This is a genomic window from Haemophilus sp. SZY H56, from assembly GCF_054332415.1.
This window is the reverse complement of record NZ_JBTGNX010000014.1, coordinates 32,801-49,413: the sequence shown is the minus strand read 5'-3', so window position 1 is coordinate 49,413 and position 16,613 is coordinate 32,801. Positions and strand designations below refer to the sequence as shown.

Annotated in this window: 15 protein-coding genes and 1 pseudogene; 6 read left to right on the top strand and 10 right to left on the bottom strand. The window is 39.7% G+C overall.

Annotation, left to right across the window (positions count from 1 at the left end):
* The first annotated feature begins 20 nt into the window (after positions 1–20).
* From rsmA to ACXVWP_RS09875, 4 genes are all read left to right on the top strand, one after another.
* Positions 21–884 (top strand): 16S rRNA (adenine(1518)-N(6)/adenine(1519)-N(6))-dimethyltransferase RsmA, encoded by an 864-nt coding sequence (rsmA, locus tag ACXVWP_RS09890; RefSeq protein WP_297569117.1) that lies wholly within the window; start codon positions 21–23, stop codon positions 882–884.
* A 15-nt stretch (positions 885–899) separates the two neighbouring features.
* Positions 900–1,727, top strand: coding sequence for a bis(5'-nucleosyl)-tetraphosphatase (symmetrical) ApaH (gene apaH, locus ACXVWP_RS09885; RefSeq protein WP_289901629.1), 828 nt, complete (start codon positions 900–902; stop codon positions 1,725–1,727).
* Between the two features lie 9 nt (positions 1,728–1,736).
* Positions 1,737–2,360, top strand: coding sequence for a glucose-6-phosphate 1-dehydrogenase family protein (locus ACXVWP_RS09880; protein WP_297569113.1), 624 nt, complete (start codon positions 1,737–1,739; stop codon positions 2,358–2,360).
* 100 nt (positions 2,361–2,460) lie between these two features.
* The gene (locus tag ACXVWP_RS09875) at positions 2,461–3,795 is read left to right on the top strand and encodes an NAD(P)/FAD-dependent oxidoreductase (RefSeq protein ID WP_297569110.1); all 1,335 of its coding nucleotides are present in this window, start codon (positions 2,461–2,463) and stop codon (positions 3,793–3,795) included.
* Between the two features lie 99 nt (positions 3,796–3,894).
* On the opposite strand, the pseudogene ACXVWP_RS09870 reads toward ACXVWP_RS09875, so the two are convergent.
* A pseudogene (locus ACXVWP_RS09870) lies at positions 3,895–5,067 on the bottom strand (TonB-dependent receptor domain-containing protein); the annotation flags it as partial.
* The gene (locus tag ACXVWP_RS09865; RefSeq protein ID WP_297569107.1) at positions 5,034–6,785 is read right to left on the bottom strand and encodes a FepA family TonB-dependent siderophore receptor; all 1,752 of its coding nucleotides are present in this window, start codon (positions 6,783–6,785) and stop codon (positions 5,034–5,036) included. The gene ACXVWP_RS09865 and the pseudogene ACXVWP_RS09870, both read right to left, overlap by 34 nt.
* 253 nt (positions 6,786–7,038) lie before the next feature.
* Between ACXVWP_RS09865 and ACXVWP_RS09860 the strand changes: the two genes are divergently transcribed.
* Entirely contained in the window at positions 7,039–7,752 is a 714-nt protein-coding gene (locus ACXVWP_RS09860) for a 7-cyano-7-deazaguanine/7-aminomethyl-7-deazaguanine transporter (protein WP_289901624.1), read from the top strand.
* Positions 7,753–7,885: 133 nt separating this feature from the next.
* Here ACXVWP_RS09860 and ACXVWP_RS09855 read toward each other — a convergent pair whose 3' ends face one another.
* Entirely contained in the window at positions 7,886–9,295 is a 1,410-nt protein-coding gene (locus tag ACXVWP_RS09855; protein ID WP_289901623.1) for a multicopper oxidase domain-containing protein, read from the bottom strand.
* A 1-nt stretch (position 9,296) separates the two neighbouring features.
* A complete protein-coding gene (locus ACXVWP_RS09850) occupies positions 9,297–10,019 on the bottom strand; it encodes a 1-acylglycerol-3-phosphate O-acyltransferase (RefSeq protein WP_289901622.1) in 723 nt (240 codons plus the stop codon).
* Between the two features lie 87 nt (positions 10,020–10,106).
* Between ACXVWP_RS09850 and lpxH the strand changes: the two genes are divergently transcribed.
* A complete protein-coding gene (gene lpxH, locus ACXVWP_RS09845) occupies positions 10,107–10,811 on the top strand; it encodes a UDP-2,3-diacylglucosamine diphosphatase (RefSeq protein WP_297569100.1) in 705 nt (234 codons plus the stop codon).
* A gap of 64 nt (positions 10,812–10,875) precedes the next feature.
* On the opposite strand, the gene glmS is transcribed toward lpxH, so the two are convergent.
* The 6 genes from glmS to nudC all read right to left on the bottom strand — a co-directional run bounded on the left by glmS (position 10,876) and on the right by nudC (position 16,551).
* Positions 10,876–12,708, bottom strand: a complete 1,833-nt coding sequence (gene glmS, locus ACXVWP_RS09840) for a glutamine--fructose-6-phosphate transaminase (isomerizing) (protein ID WP_054419027.1) — start codon at positions 12,706–12,708, stop codon at positions 10,876–10,878.
* 50 nt (positions 12,709–12,758) lie between these two features.
* On the bottom strand, positions 12,759–13,541 hold the full coding sequence (locus ACXVWP_RS09835) for a DeoR/GlpR family DNA-binding transcription regulator (protein ID WP_297569094.1): 783 nt from the start codon (positions 13,539–13,541) through the stop codon (positions 12,759–12,761).
* A 126-nt stretch (positions 13,542–13,667) separates the two neighbouring features.
* Positions 13,668–13,940: an HU family DNA-binding protein gene (locus ACXVWP_RS09830; protein WP_297569091.1), complete on the bottom strand. Its 273-nt coding sequence runs from the start codon at positions 13,938–13,940 to the stop codon at positions 13,668–13,670.
* A gap of 139 nt (positions 13,941–14,079) precedes the next feature.
* Positions 14,080–14,670: a YjaG family protein gene (locus ACXVWP_RS09825; RefSeq protein WP_297569089.1), complete on the bottom strand. Its 591-nt coding sequence runs from the start codon at positions 14,668–14,670 to the stop codon at positions 14,080–14,082.
* Positions 14,671–14,681: 11 nt separating this feature from the next.
* Positions 14,682–15,746, bottom strand: a complete 1,065-nt coding sequence (gene hemE / locus ACXVWP_RS09820; RefSeq protein ID WP_289901618.1) for a uroporphyrinogen decarboxylase — start codon at positions 15,744–15,746, stop codon at positions 14,682–14,684.
* 10 nt (positions 15,747–15,756) lie between these two features.
* Positions 15,757–16,551, bottom strand: a complete 795-nt coding sequence (gene nudC, locus ACXVWP_RS09815) for an NAD(+) diphosphatase (RefSeq protein WP_289901617.1) — start codon at positions 16,549–16,551, stop codon at positions 15,757–15,759.
* Positions 16,552–16,613 lie beyond the last annotated feature (62 nt).

Genomic DNA, 16,613 nt, shown 5'->3' with positions numbered 1-16,613 from the left:
TTATTTATTAGACTATCTTTATGAACTCAAAGAAACATTTAGGCCATACAGCCCGCAAACGCTTTGGTCAAAACTTTTTACATGATACTTCTGTGATTCAAGGTATCGTGGCGGCGATTTACCCACAACCTAATCAATTCTTAGTGGAGATTGGTCCGGGACTTGGTGCATTAACAGAGCCTGTTGGTGAACTTGTCGACCATCTGACTGTAGTAGAGCTTGACCGAGACCTTGCAGAACGTTTACGTCATCATCCATTTTTACATCAAAAACTCACCGTTATTGAAACGGATGCGATGCAATTTGATTTTGGTGCGCTTTATACGAAAGAAAATTTAGCGGAAAAAGGGCAAAAATTACGTGTATTTGGTAACTTGCCTTACAACATTTCTACCCCATTGATGTTCCACTTATTTAAGTATTATGATGTGATTCAAGACATGCACTTCATGTTACAAAAAGAAGTGGTAAAACGCTTATGTGCTGGGCCAAATAGCAAAGCTTACGGTCGTTTAACTATTATGGCGCAATACTTCTGTCAAGTGATGCCTGTGCTTGAAGTACCACCTTCGGCCTTCAAACCTGCACCGAAAGTGGATTCAGCCGTTGTGCGTTTAATTCCGCATAAAGAATTGCCACACCCAGTGAAAGATTTATATTGGTTGAACCGTGTTTGCTCCCAAGCGTTTAATCAACGTCGAAAAACATTACGCAATGCACTTTCAACACTATTTTCACTTGAAAATCTGACCGCACTTGGTATTGATTTAAATGCACGCGCAGAAAATTTGGCTATCGCAGATTATGCGCGCTTAGCGAACTGGTTGGCAGATAATCCACCAGCTGATATTAATAAAGACGAAATCTTAGATTCAGAAGAGTAAAAAGGGCGGTCAAAAATGGCAACCTATTTCGTTGGTGATTTGCAAGGCTGTTATGATGAATTACAGCTTTTATTAGAACGTGTGAGCTTCAATCCTACGCAAGATAAACTTTATCTTGTGGGGGATCTTGTCGCGCGTGGGGATAAATCACTTGAATGTCTTCGCTTCGTAAAATCACTTGGTAATGCAGCGCAAACCGTACTGGGGAATCACGATTTACATTTAATTGCGACTGCACTGGGTATTAAAAAAGTGAAACTGCGTGATCGTGTTGATGCTATTTTTAATGCACCCGATTTTGATGAGCTGATTCATTGGTTACGCCATCAGCCATTACTTGTGTATAATGAAGAATTAAACTTCCTGATGGCACATGCCGGTATTTCGCCTGATTGGGATTTGAAAACGGCAAAATCTTGTGCAGATGAAGTTGAACAGATTTTACAGCACGGCGATTTTCATTATCTCATTGAAAATATGTATTCTGAACAGCCTGATCGCTGGTCGCCTGATTTACAAGGCTTAGCGCGTCATCGTTACATTATTAATGCTTTTACTCGCATGCGTTTTTGCTATTTCGATCATCGATTTGATTTTGCCTGCAAATCCCCTCTAAAAGATGCGCCTGCGGAACTCACACCTTGGTTTAATTTAGATAACCCACTTTATAAACAAATTCCCATTGTCTTTGGGCATTGGGCAAGTTTAGTCGATGAACCGACTCCGGAAGGTATCTATGCCTTGGATACCGGTTGTGTATGGAATAATCGAATGACTATGTTGCGTTGGGAAGACAAACAGTTCTTCACACAAAGTGCGGTCAAAAATTACAGTAATTTTTAAGGAAACACTATGCTCTCGCTTACGGCTGAATCTTGTGAATTGTTCAATATTCCTTTCTATCAATTTGCCCAAATGAAAAAATTCTGTCCGGAAGATATTCCGGCGATTAAAGCGGATTACAAATTACATTGGGATAACTGGAAAGCGATTATTCAAGAAGTCGCAAAGCAGCTTGGCACACCTTTTGCGAAACCGCATATTGAAAGTTGGACTAATGGCTGGCAGGTACGCGCGCATTTCTTTGCTTATTTTAAATACGAGTTTAATCAAAATTCTGCAGCCATTTTTTCAGTGTTATTAAATCGTCGCCGACTAAGAGTATGTTTAGATTGGCATTGCTATCGTGCAGATCGCTCACAAATTAATCTGCAACAATATAACCAGTGGCTTGATCAATTTGATTTCAAACAATTTGCTGATTTTGATATTTGGCGAGAAGATGAAAGCGAATATGATGATTTTCGCCAAGTGAAGCGCATTTCTGAAAAAGATCTTCTCTTGCGTTCAGATGAGGATTTTTGGTGCATTGGGAAAAGCATTGAAAAAGCTGAGCTTTATCAAATTGATCCCGTTTCATTTATCACAAAAACCATTCAACAATTACAACCACTTTACGAACGCTGCCATCAATAAAGTGCGGTTATTTCTATTAAATTTTTTCGTCTTGTTTATTTGTTATGCTATCATTACATCAGTTTAACATTTTTAACAATTTTGCTTTTAGGAGAGCTTTATGAAAAACGTCGTGATCGTTGGCGGTGGTGCTGGCGGCATTGAATTAGCGACATTTTTAGGCGACAAATTAGGTCGCAAAAAACAGGCTAAAGTAACGCTTGTGGATCGCAATGCGACCCACTTATGGAAACCCTTATTACATGAAATTGCCACAGGTGTGATGGATGATGGCACGGATTCTCTGAGCTATCGCGCACACGGGAAAAACCACCATTTCAGCTTTGAGCAAGGCTCAATCACGCGTATTAATCGTGAGCAAAAATATGTTGAACTTGCCCCTGTTTATGGGCAAGAAGGCGATATGCTCGTGGTTGCGCGTCGTATTCCTTATGATTACTTAGTGATTGCGATCGGTAGTAAATCGAATGATTTTAATACAAAAGGCGTCGCTGATAACTGTATTTTCTTAGATAGCTCTGATCAAGCACTTCGCTTCCAACAAAGAATGTTGGAATTATTCCTTAAATTTTCAGAAAACCGTGCATTAGACGATATTGGTGAAGAAGAATTTAAACAGAAATTGGTCGATGAGAGCAAAGTCAATATTGCGATTGTTGGCGGCGGTGCAACTGGTGTGGAATTAACCGCAGAGCTTTATCATGCCACTGAAGACTTATCTTCTTATGGTTACGGCAAAATTGATAATTCTTGCTTGCAAGTCACCTTAGTTGAAGCAGGTCCTCGCTTATTACCGGCTCTACCTGAAAATTTATCTGCAGCGGTATTAGATGAATTGCAAGAAATGGGGACAAACGTGAAATTAAATACGATGATCACAGAAGCCCAACCAAATACACTTATTACCAAAGATGGCGAAGAAATTAAAGCTGACCTGATTGTTTGGGCGGCGGGTGTTCGCACCTCAACCGTGACACAGCAATTTGATGGATTAGAGCTTAACCGCATCAATCAGTTAGTGGTAAAAGATACCCTTCAAACTACGGTGGATGACAGTATTTTTGCCATTGGTGACTGTGCGGCATTAATGCAATCAAACGGTAAATTAGTCCCGCCAAGAGCACAGGCTGCACACCAAATGGCAAAAGCTTGTGCAAAAAATATCTTTGCACTTTTTGAGCAAAAACCATTAAAAGCATTCAAATACAACGATAAAGGCACCTTGGTTTCTCTTTCAAGCTTTACCGCATTGGGTAGCATTTCAAATAAATTTGGGAAAAACCCACTAACTGTTCAAGGTAAATTTGCACAGTTTGCGTATGTGTCTTTATATCGTATGCACCAACATGCTTTGCATGGATGTATTAAGATTGGCTTGATTATTTTAGTGGATAAACTTAATCACTATTTAAAACCAAGATTGAAATTACATTAAGAGAACACTAACTTTACATATGACCAGTTTCTAGAAACTGAGATATTGAGTTAAGGCCTGACAACAATATTATATCGTTGTCAGGCCTTTTAATTTTAGTTAAAACGTATAATTGACATTTAGACGAATATCTCGACCTGGTTCAGGCAATGTTGATACGCCTGCACGTTGGCTATGGCTTCGATAATATTTGTTAAACGCATTATCTAAAGCAAGGTTCACATTAATATTTTCAGCTGGTTTCCATGTTATATAGAAATCACTTACCCCATATCCTGGGCGTTTAGTGGTTGTTGCACCACCGCCACGGTTATTCGTTGTTGAGTCATAACTGGTATGCTGTACGAAACGACCCTTCCAGCCAATTTCAATATCAGGCTGAGTGAAGCGATAAGATACACCTGTTGTCCAAGTACGTCCAATTGGAATAGCTGTCACGGTACTATCTACTGTTCTGCCATCTAACTCAGGTTTACTATAAGCCACGCCTGCACGTAATGTTAAACCTTCATATTTGTAGGCTGCACCGACTTCATATCCGTGGTTTCTTAGCTTGCCTGCATTTTGGATTTCATAAAAACCCGGGCTTACTTGTGTAAATGCATGTGTATCTTTTACCGTTTGCCAAAAATAGCTTCCATTTAAGGAGAAATTATCGGCAAGTTTGTAATTGAAGCCCACTTCTGTATTACGGGATTTCTCCGGTTTAATATTTGATGCTATGGAGTAAACCGCTGAGCGACCTCGCGTTTCACCTGAAGATAGCATCACTTCATGGAAACGTGGACTACGTGTTGCATAGTTTAAGCTCGCATTAAAGCTTAGATCATTATTTACTTCATAAATTAAACCAACGCTTGGGTTTACGCTTCCCTTATGAGATTTTTTGCCATTCATTGCTCGGAAATCAAAGTGATCGTAACGTAATCCGGTTGTTAAAGTAAAAGCACCTAAACCCCAAATACCTTCTGTATAAACACCGACATCACGTTTCTTTTGAGTTTTCATTTGAACACCGTTTTGTACGGTTAGCGAATTAGGTTTACCCTCTTGATCACGATAATTCACACCGTATTTAATAAGATGAGACTGACCCACTGCGCTTTCTAAATTTAAATTTGCCCCATTCGCAATTAAGCGTGTTTTCGAATTCTCACTTGGTTCTTTACGATTAATCACAGAATGATATACATTAGCTTTAGCATTTGTTACAAAGCCCATGTCCTGACCATTCCACTCTATGTTTGTTGTATCGTTTTGTGTAAACCGATAAATTCACCATCAGATACGATTTTATTACGATAATCATTACGGAAGTAAGCCACAGAAGCAAGAAGTCCGTTTTTATCATATTCAATTCCGATTTCTTTATTCCAGCTGGTTTCCGGTTTAATGTCGCTATTACCTTGGAAATAACAAGTTTTATTATTTGGTACATTCGTTGGACAACCTTGACCTAAGGTAAATAGCAAGTAATTTGGATTAGTTTGATAAAGGTTCGGTGCTTTATAAGCTCTTGCAATCCCACCTTTAATTCTCCAATCATCGTTGAGGCTTTGTAAGAAGTTTAATCCACCGCTTACATTAGAACCAGAATAACTGTTGTAATCATAACGTAAAGAGGGCGTTAGGATAGTAGATTGGGTTGCTGAAATATTATCTTCAATAAATACAGCCCATTCAGTTTGACTACTATGACCTCCTCGTACATTTGAGATACCGCTTGGTAGGCGTTCTTTCAAATCATAAAGCACCTTCCCTGTTTTTTTGTCTCGTCGTCCACCAAGTAACTGTGTCATAGAAGCGTCATCATCTAAACTGCTATGTGTACCTTCAAAACCAACTGTCAGCATATGATCTACGCCCAAGGTAAATGGGAGATAGAATTCAGAACTAAAACGCGTATTTTTAAGGATAGAATCACTAAAAGCAGATGTACTAGAATAACTGCCCTCTGGACCTCCCGCTAAATATTCTGGTAAACGGCTATTTTTAGTTTTATCAAAAGTAATATAGGTTTTATTATCGAAATGATCGAATTTACCTTCATAGGTTAAAGCATAGTTCTGACGATATAAGCGAGCGGTTTCAGCTTTGCTTCCTGCCAATGTTTTGGTTTCAGGATAGTTTTTATTATTGTAAAGCCCTGCTGAGCTATTTTGTGTATCACCGTTATAAATATTGCCTTGACGACTGAAACCTGAATCTAGGGTTAGTTTATTTTTCTCATTGATATTCCACACTAAACGGCCATTAATATCTTTATTACGAACCCCTTCACGACCAGCAATCGCCGGATCGCCATTAATACCGACTTCATCTGCTTGTGTTTTATTCCAGTTACCATACAAACGGAATTGCAATATGTCTTTAATTAACGCTCCGCTTAGATTAAAACCGACACGGTTCGTTGCGCCTTCTTTGCTGTCTTCTGGTTGGTTGGTGTAATAACTTAAGCTACCGTGTAAATCATTGGTAACAGGTTTAGTGATAATATTCACCACTCCACCCATTGCACCTGAGCCATAACGTGCAGCTGAAGGGCCACGTAATACTTCAATTTTTTCAATGGCTTCAACTGGTACCCAGTTGCTGTCGCCACGAGAGTTACGTTCACCACGCACACCATAACGTTCTGCATTACGAGAGGTGACTAGTTTACCATCCACTAAAATCAATGTATTTTCTGGTCCCATACCACGAATATCAATTTGACGTTTATTTCCGCGTTGTCCTGTAGATGAGTTCCCCGTTAAATTCACACCAGGCATAGTACGTAATACTTCAGAAACATCATTTGTCGCAGGGCGTTTCTCTAAATCTTTTGCTGTCACAAGAGAAGAACCAAGTGATTGTTTTACCTGATCTTCCGCTGTCACTTTAATTTCCTCAAGTTGCTCTTCCGCGTAAGAATAACTTGAAAAAAGGGCGATGGTTAATGTGCTTAATGCGAAAAATGATGTTGTTTTTAAATGATTGGATTTATACATTGAAATGCTCTCCTGGCATATGTGGAATAAATAATGCCCGAGGATTTTAGTACAACATTATTTTCATGTAAATAATAATTCTTATCATTATAATAAGTGCATTAACTAGAATAGGTAAAAATACCAAAATTTTTGACCGCTCTTTCTTGCAATCCAAACAGATTCTAGTATCATTCACGGCTCGCCAATTTGGCGAGTTTATTTCTCGTGTCGGGTTCCCTACCCCCGATTAACTAACTAAAAAGGTCTTAAAATGAAAATTAATACTCTGATCTTCAATGATCAACAAAAACGTTTTGCTTTAATTTTATTAAGCTTATTTCACATCTTCATCATCACTGCCAGTAACTATTTCGTTCAAATTCCCTTTGAAATCAATTTAAAATTGACCGCACTTGGCTTTGCTGATGATTTTTCATTCCACAGTACATGGGGCACTCTTACCTTCCCATTCATTTTCTTAGCCACCGATTTAACTGTTCGCGTGTTTGGGGCGAAAGAAGCTCGTTGGATTATTTTTGTGGTGATGCTCCCTGCTCTTATTGTGAGTTATATCGTTTCTGTGATTTTTTCTGATGGGCACTATCAAGGATTAGAGGCGCTAAGTGAATTCAATATGTTTGTTTTTCGTATTGCCCTTGCTAGTTTCTGTGCTTATGTATTCGGACAATTATTAGATGTGTTGGTTTTCAATCGCTTGCGCCAATTAAAAACGTGGTGGATTGCCCCGGGTAGCTCAATGACATTTGGCTCTCTTGCTGATACTTTTATGTTCTTTGCTGTAGCGTTCTATCAAAGCAGCGATCCTTTCATGGCAGAGCATTGGTTTAGCCTTGGATTTGTCGATTATTTATTTAAATTATTTGTTGGCATTATCTTATTTGTACCCGCTTATGGCGTGGTGCTTGGTATGATTTTGCGTAAGCTTCAATCACTGACAAATTCTCAACATGAATTGAAAATATGACAAGAATAAAAGGCGTGTTAAACACGTCTTTTTATTTCTGTTTATGCACAGATATTTCTTCGGAATATTGAATTACAGATTATCAAGTATTACGATAACTATTTGAATAATTATAATAACGCCATTGATTCTCTCATTGAACAAGTATGATACCAAGGCAACCCATATCTGCTAACATCAAATTTGATGCGCCAAATAAGAAAGGATGGCTATTTGAGGAGGTTTGTTCAAATTTTACTAAAATTTGTACTTTCTTTTTCACCCAAACTGTGTCTTTCCAGGCAAGCTCCGACACATCGACGTTGACGTCATCTTGGCTTTTAATAACAAATTTAGCGCCTTGAATGGTAAAGCCGACAGGCAGAGAGCTGTTGATGATCCAACGTTCGACAGTACCGACTTTAGCCGAAACATCAACACGGCGCGGGTCAAAGCGTTGTTTGTTGATTAAGCCATTCGTGACATCCAATTCAAAGGTGCGTTCTTGGGCGATTTTACTTTCGAGCATAACCGTGGCATCAGTATTAAATTGCTCATTCATTTTTTTACTGAAAGCTGAGATTTGACCTTGTGGGCGAAGTTCTAAAACGGTGTTATCTGCAAAATCATTTCCCGAACTGAAGACATTTTTGATTTTGTCGAAAATACCACGTTTCGCTCCAGAAATGAGAGATATGTTTTCACCTTTATCTAAATTGACTAACACTTCAGCTCGTTCACCCGGTGCAAGAATGAGAGAATTAATCGTTTTACCTTGAGGTAAAAAACCTAAATCCCTCGCAATGAGCAACATGTCTTGTTCATTATCTAAACGGAGATCATAGGCTCTTGCTAATGACGCATTGAGCAAACGCAAACGCACCCAGCCGCGAGGGACGTCAAGATAAGGCGCTTCTTGTCCATTAACGAATAGACGATTACCGACAAAGTGCGGTTGATTTTGCTTAAATAATTGTAATCCGTCGCCGTTAAATTCCATGTCTTGTAAGATTAATGGAATATCGTCCACGCCATATTTATGAGGAAGTTGTGATTTTAGGCTTTGATCATCTTCAATTAACCACATTCCCACAATGCCGCGATAGGTTTGATAGGCCGAGTTTGCCAGGGTGGCAGAGCGATACCAGCAAGTCGCGGCAGGTTGCTCTATTGGAATAATTGGTGCCCAAGATTCCCCTTTTTTGAGGACTTTTGCCGCGCCACCAAATAATTCGCCACTGGCTTGTAATCCCTGAATAGAGAGAGCAATACTTTGTGGCAAATTGTTGTGATAATTGAGTTTTGCAAAGGAACCCGATTTGATGCGAATTGTGGGCCCAAGATAATTGCCGTTAAAGCCCCATACACTGACACTATGGGAGCCATCCAGCTTATAGCCGGTTTCTTCCATATTAAGAATAATGGGGCGACCACGTTTCGCTTCCATCAACGGGGGAATAGTTAATTTTTCGCGGGATGCCGCTAATACTGATTGAGGAGTGGCAACAAGTGCGGTTGAAATTGCGGTAGTTTTTAATAATTGGCGACGAGAAAGACGCAACATATTATTTTCCTTGTGCAACTTCAGCATCGAGTTCAGCGATACGTTTTTCCATTAAATCGTGGCAGTAAGTAGCAAGTTCGCGAACATTGTCTTTTGTGTAGGATGATACATCAATCGGATCCATCATTTCACAAATCACTTTACCGTTATCCCAACGATTTAAATCAATTTTGTTATGCGTCGTTGAACACACAACGGGGACAATTGGTACGCCAGCTGCAATTGCTGCATGGAATGCCCCTGTTTTGAATGGCAATAAGCCGCGACCACGGCTACGAGTGCCTTCAGGGAACATCCAAATTGACAGGTTGTCTTTATTGATACGACGAGCAAGTTCCGTCATCGTGCTGTGTGCTTTAGAACGATTTTCACGATCTAAGAAAATATTGCCCGTCACCCAATATAAAATACCGAAAAAAGGAATCCAAATCAGGCTTTTTTTACCTACACTCACCGTGCGAGGTAATACCATGTAAGAGATGGTCACCATATCGAAATTATTTTGGTGGTTACCGATATAAATACAACGCGGCATATTCTCTTTATTTTGTGGAAAACGGTGTTCTACTTCTAAGCCAAATAAAGGGTATAAGCGACCAAACCAGCGAGCCACAATGCCCACATTGCTTGGATTTTTGAAACGAATAAAGGAATAGATCGTACCGAGCACACAAATTAAAATACAACAAAGTGCAACGATGAGAATTCTGGCGATTTTTAACATAGAAAATACCTAATTAAAATTTTTGGAAAGTATAGCAAATTACACAAAAATGTGTGCTAATCTAATGAAAAAAATGACGGAATAGTTATGAAACCCATTTATTTTATTGCAGATCTTCATTTGAGCGAAACGCATCCGGAATTAACCGCACTTTTTAATGATTTTATGAAAACCAAGGCACAAGAAGCCCAAGCGATTTATATTTTGGGGGATCTTTTTGATTTTTGGATTGGTGACGATGAAACTTCACCTTTAATCTCACAAGTAAAACAGTTGATTAAAAACCTGACAGGAAAGGGCATTGTTTGTTATTTCATTCATGGCAATCGAGATTTTCTCGTCGGGAAAAAATTTGCACAAGATTGTGGTTTAACGTTATTGCCTGACTATCATTGTGTTGATCTTTATGGTGTGAAAACCTTAATTTGTCATGGCGATACCTTATGTATTGATGATGTGAAATATCAGCAATTTCGTCGAAAAGTGCATCAAAATTGGCGACAAAGGCTGTTTTTATGTTTGCCACTAAAAGTGCGGTTAAAAATTGCAGAGAAAATTCGCGCGAAGAGTAAACAGGATAAGCAATATAAGTCGCTGGATATCATGGATGTGAATTTAGCGTTTACGGCACAAACACTGAAAGAATTTGGTGTTGAACGGTTAATTCACGGCCATACACATCGAGAAGCCATTCATCAGGAAGAAACATACACGCGAATTGTGTTAGGCGATTGGCGAAAGGATTATGCCTCCATTTTGGAAGTAACAGAAAACGGTTATCGGTTTATTTAAACAAAAAGCACAGGATTAAATCTGTGCTTTTTTGTATTAAAACGTGCTGATTTTCAACCGCACTTTATTCTACGGTTACCGATTTCGCTAAGTTACGAGGTTGATCCACGTCGGTTCCTTTAATTAATGCCACATGGTATGACAATAATTGCATTGGAACGGTGTAGAAAATTGGTGCAATAATTTCATTCACTTTTGGCATAGTGATTATTTTCATGCCTTCACTTGGTGTGAAGCCTGCTTCTTTATCTGCGAACACATAAAGCTGACCACCACGCGCACGTACCTCTTCAATGTTTGATTTCACTTTTTCAAGCAATTCATTGTTTGGTGCCACCACGATAACCGGCATATCCGCATCGATTAACGCTAATGGACCGTGTTTTAATTCACCTGCTGCATAAGCTTCAGCATGGATATAAGAAATTTCTTTTAACTTCAATGAAGCTTCCACCGCGATAGGGTAGAACTCGCCACGACCTAAGAAAAGTGCATGGTTTTTCTCTGCGAAGTCTTCTGCTAATGCTTCAATGTCTTTATCAAACGCAAGGGCTTTTTCAATTTCAGCTGGAAGTGATTGTAATGCTTTCACAATTTCCACTTCTTTTTCGTTTGAGATATTGCCTTTTACTTTACCAATTGCAGTGACTAACATTAATAATGCAGCCAACTGAGTGGTAAACGCTTTGGTTGATGCCACACCGACTTCAACGCCTGCACGTGTCATGAAGGCAAGATCAGATTCGCGTACTAAAGATGAACTTGATACGTTACAGATCGTTAAGGCCGCCATGTAACCTTTTTCTTTTGCAAGACGAAGTGCGGCAAGAGTATCCGCCGTTTCACCTGATTGAGAGATAGTCACTAACAAGCTATTTGGACGTGTGACAAATTTGCGATAGCGGAATTCAGACGCGATTTCGACATCACAGCTCACACCCGCTAGTGCTTCAAACCAGTAACGAGCCGTCATACCCGCATTATAAGAGGTACCGCAAGCCACAATTTGAATGTGTTCAACTTTTTCTAAAATTTCTGATGCGCCATTACCGATAGCATCCACAATCACGTTATTGTGAAGGATACGACCTTCCATGGTATTGATTAATGCATTTGGTTGCTCATAGATTTCTTTTTGCATGAAATGGCGGAATTTGCCTTTTTCTGCAGCATCATTTTCAAGGTTAGATTCGTGTACTTCACGTTCTACTTTTTGACCATTTGCATCGTAAATATCTACGGTACGACGTGTAATTTCGGCAATGTCGCCTTCTTCTAAATAAATGAAACGACGAGTTACGCTTAATAACGCGAGTTGGTCAGATGCCAGGAAATTTTCACCAATCCCTAAACCAATTACTAATGGACTGCCTGAACGTGCTGCAACTAAATGTTCTGGATGTTCGCGATCTAATACCACCATACCGTATGCACCGGTAAGTTGTTTTACGGTTTTTTGTACGGCTTCAAGTAGAGTAGAGGCTGAACGCATTTCCCATTCAACTAGGTGAGCGATCACTTCTGTATCGGTTTGAGAATTGAACACATAACCACGAGATTTAAGCAATTCACGTAATTCTTCATGATTTTCGATGATGCCATTATGGACGACAGCAAAGTTACCCGAAGTATGTGGGTGAGCATTGGCTTCAGATGGTTCACCATGAGTTGCCCAACGTGTGTGCGCAATCCCTGTACCACCGATTAATGGTTTTACTGCAACTGCTTCATCAAGGGCTTTTACTTTACCCAAGCAGCGCACACGGTGTAATTCATGGTTTGGATCCACGACAGCAACACCCGCAGAGTCATAACCACGATACTCTAAGCGGTGTAAACCATTAATTAAAATTTCTGCTACATCACGTTGTGCTACCGCACCAACAATACCACACATAGTTTTTCCTTATTTACTCAAATTAAAAGTCTTGTTTTTCTGACCGCACTTTATGCCACATCTACACAAATTACTTCTACGCCTTGTGCCATTATGGCGTCTTTGTCGGCCTGAGATAATTTGTTATCGGTAATCAGTACATCAATTTGCTGCCAGGTTAATTCCACATTTGGCATTTTTCTGCCAATTTTTTGTGATTCCACCATCACAATCACTTCACGAGATACTTCAGCCATCACTTGGCTTAAGCGAACTAACTCATTGAATGTTGTTGTCCCACGTTCTAAATCAATGCCATCGGCTCCAATAAATAATTGGTCAAAATCATAAGAACGTAGCACTTGTTCGGCAATCTTGCCTTGGAAGGATTCAGAACGCATATCCCAAGTACCTCCCGTCATTAAGAGCGTCGGTTCATTTTCGAGTGAGCGTAATTCGGTTGCCACCGAAAGCGAATTTGTCATCACAACTAATCCTTGCTTGCGATTAAGTTGTTTAATCAATGCGGCGGTTGTACTGCCACTATCCACAATAATGCGATTGTGATCACGAATACGTTCTGCAGCTGCCTTTGCTAAGACTAACTTTCGTTGCGAAAGTTCATTATCTTGTTCTTCTTCGATGATTTCTTGTGGCATTAAAATAGCACCACCGTATTTACGAAGAAGAAAACCATTACTTTCCAATGCGGTGAGATCTTTTCGAATTGTCACTTCAGAGGTGTCAAATAACTGTACTAGCTGTTCTACACTGACTTCACCTTGTTCTTGTAGCAGTTGCATAATGGCATGTCTGCGTTGTTGGGTATTTCGGTGTTGAATATTTCGTTTCATTATTTATGTTCCGTAATAAGTTTCGGTTCGGAATTATATCGACAAAATTATGATTGTAAAGCTAAAATTTAGACAATAAAAAACCCTGACAAAGCAGGGTTTAATTTTAATTCGTTTTAAAACAAATTATTTAATTGCGTCTTTTAATGCTTTACCAGATACGAAAGCAGGTACTTTCGATGCGGCGATTTGGATTTCTGCACCTGTTTGTGGATTACGACCAGTACGTGCTGCACGTTGGTTAACTTTGAATGTACCGAAACCAATTAATTGTACCGGTTCACCTTCTTTAAGGCTGTTGGTGATAGCGTCTAAAGTTGCTTCTAATGCAGCTTTAGCTTGTTTTTTGTTTAATTCAGCTGCACTTGCAATCGCATCAATTAAATCTGTTTTGTTCATAAATTTGTACCTTCTGTTAAATTAAAATTTGATTTTATTTAGCTAAGTCTAGCCGTTATTCGCTAACGGCTCGGTAAAGGATAATCGAACTTTTTAGGAAATAAAAGCATGATTTGTAAAAATTGTGACAAATCTCACGTCATTGCTCGATTTTTATACCAATGTTGGAGATTCCGTCCTGCTTAATCTCGTTTCGGAGAGATAAAATTAGATCGATATCTCGTTTTTCGCAGTCTTTGAGTAATCTATAGATTTGCCATTGTAGATCAAGTTCTTCTTCAATTTCTTCATGGCTTTTCAGTTCGATTTCAGAAAGATTACGGTTTTCTTGGGTTTCTAACAAGGAACAAATTGTGCCTAACGAAATTTGGCTGATTTGAATCGCTTTTTCGAGCGTCTCGCCTGCGATAATGGCATGCAATAATTCACCTAACGCTTCACAAGCATCGAGAGCGGGTACCACACCAAAGAAGTCATAATTATTCACATCAGGAATAATCTCTTCGAGCTTCTCCAATTGGTTTTCGAAATTGATTTTCGCCCCTTTAACGGTTAGAAATTCCCACACTAAATTTAAAATGTTGTGATAGGTCTTTTCTGCTTGTTCCTGTTCGGTCATTTGACAAAACAAGGTAAAATTCGGCGCCATACGTTCGCATAAGCAGGCCATAAAGGTCAGATGTTGCCAGCTTTCAACATTTTCGAGACGCTTGTGAATTGGGTTTCGCATTTTTTTCTCGCTTATTTATGATAGGCTTTAGAAAATTCGTGAATGGCATCCACGAAGATTTTTGGTGCACTTTCCGGCACGTCTTGGTGGATTCCATGACCTAAGTTAAATACATGTCCGCTGCCTTGACCAAAATCGGATAAAATTGACCGCACTTCTTGCTCGATACGCTCTGCAGGTGCATATAACACACTTGGATCCATATTGCCTTGTAGCGCCACTTTATGACCTACACGCGCTTTTGCATCAGCCAAATTAACTGTCCAGTCTAATCCTAGCGCATCGCAGCCTGTATTAGCCATGGCTTCTAACCATAACCCGCCGCCTTTAGTAAATAAGGTTACCGGTACTTTACGACCATCGTGTTCACGAATTAAACCATCAACGATTTTATGCATATATTGCAGAGAGAAGTCTAAATATTCACGATGACCTAATACACCGCCCCAAGTATCAAACACCATGACCGCTTGTGAACCTGCTTTGATTTGTGCGTTTAGGTATAAAATCACGGAATCCGCTACTTTATCTAATAAAAGGTGTAAGGTTTGCGGTTCGGCATACATCATTTTTTTGATTTTATTAAAGGTTTTGCTACTACCACCTTCAACCATATAAGTAGCCAGTGTCCACGGGCTACCAGAGAAACCAATCAGTGGCACTTCGCCTTTTAGTTCGCGACGAATTGTACGCACAGCATTCATCACATATTGAAGTTCGCCTTCAGGGTCAGGAATCGGTAAATTTTCGACCGCACTTTTGTTTTCAATTGGACGAGCAAATTTCGGGCCTTCACCTGCACCAAAACTTAAGCCTAAGCCCATTGCATCAGGAATAGTTAAAATATCTGAGAATAAAATAGCCGCGTCTAAAGCATAACGACGAAGTGGCTGTAAGGTAACTTCACAAGCTAAATCCGCATTGCAGCAAAGAGACATAAAATCGCCCGCTTCTGCACGTGTTGCTTTATATTCAGGCAAATAGCGTCCAGCTTGGCGCATCATCCATACGGGTGTCATATCCACTGGTTCACGTAATAAGGCTTTTAAATAACGATCATTTTTTAATTCAGACATGGACTTTCCTTTATTTATTTTGTTCCGCTTTGCAAAGTTCAAGCGTAGCATTAATTAATTTGAGTGCGATAGTACCTGTTGGCGGTAATTCTGGCAAGGGGGCAGCGCTAGAAAACCATTGTGCATCATGCAGTTCTGTTTCTTGCAGTTGAATTTCTCCGCTGTCGTAATCAGCTAAAAATCCCACCATTTGTGAATTAGGGAATGCCCAAGGTTGGCTACCGAAATAGCGAATATTTTTAATGCGAATACCCGTTTCTTCAAAGACTTCGCGGCGAACCGCATCTTCAAAGGTTTCGCCCACTTCCACAAAGCCCGCTAACGTGGTGTATATACGCGCTTTACCTGGCGTGTAATGGCGTTGATGATTGGCTAACAAAATCTCTGTGCCACGGCGAACGGCGACAATAATCGAAGGGCAAATAACGGGGTAAGTACGATAGCCGCAACTTGTGCATTGAACCGCTAGCTCATCGTGAGTTTGTTCCGCTTTTTGACCGCACTTTCCGCAAAATTGATGGGTTTTCAGAAAATGATTGATTTCCACACCTCGGCTTAATAAATGAAAATCTTCAGTTGGTAAAGATAACAAACTTCGTAAGGAAAGGTATTCTCGTTCATCTTGATCATTTTCTGCCACAAGCCATAAAGGTTGTGATTTCCATTTCCTGAGCAACATTGCTTTTTGCGTTATGAGGCCGAGTTCCTTTGCTGTTCCAAAAGGCAGATCATTTTCCTGCCAATAAATAGTCGATCCTTTGGTGAATAGCCAATATCCCTGATCTTCGGGCTGAATTGCTTTCATATTTTTCTCTTTTTTATTTCAAAAGTGCGGTCATTATAAAAGGGATTTTTAATAAAACGAAT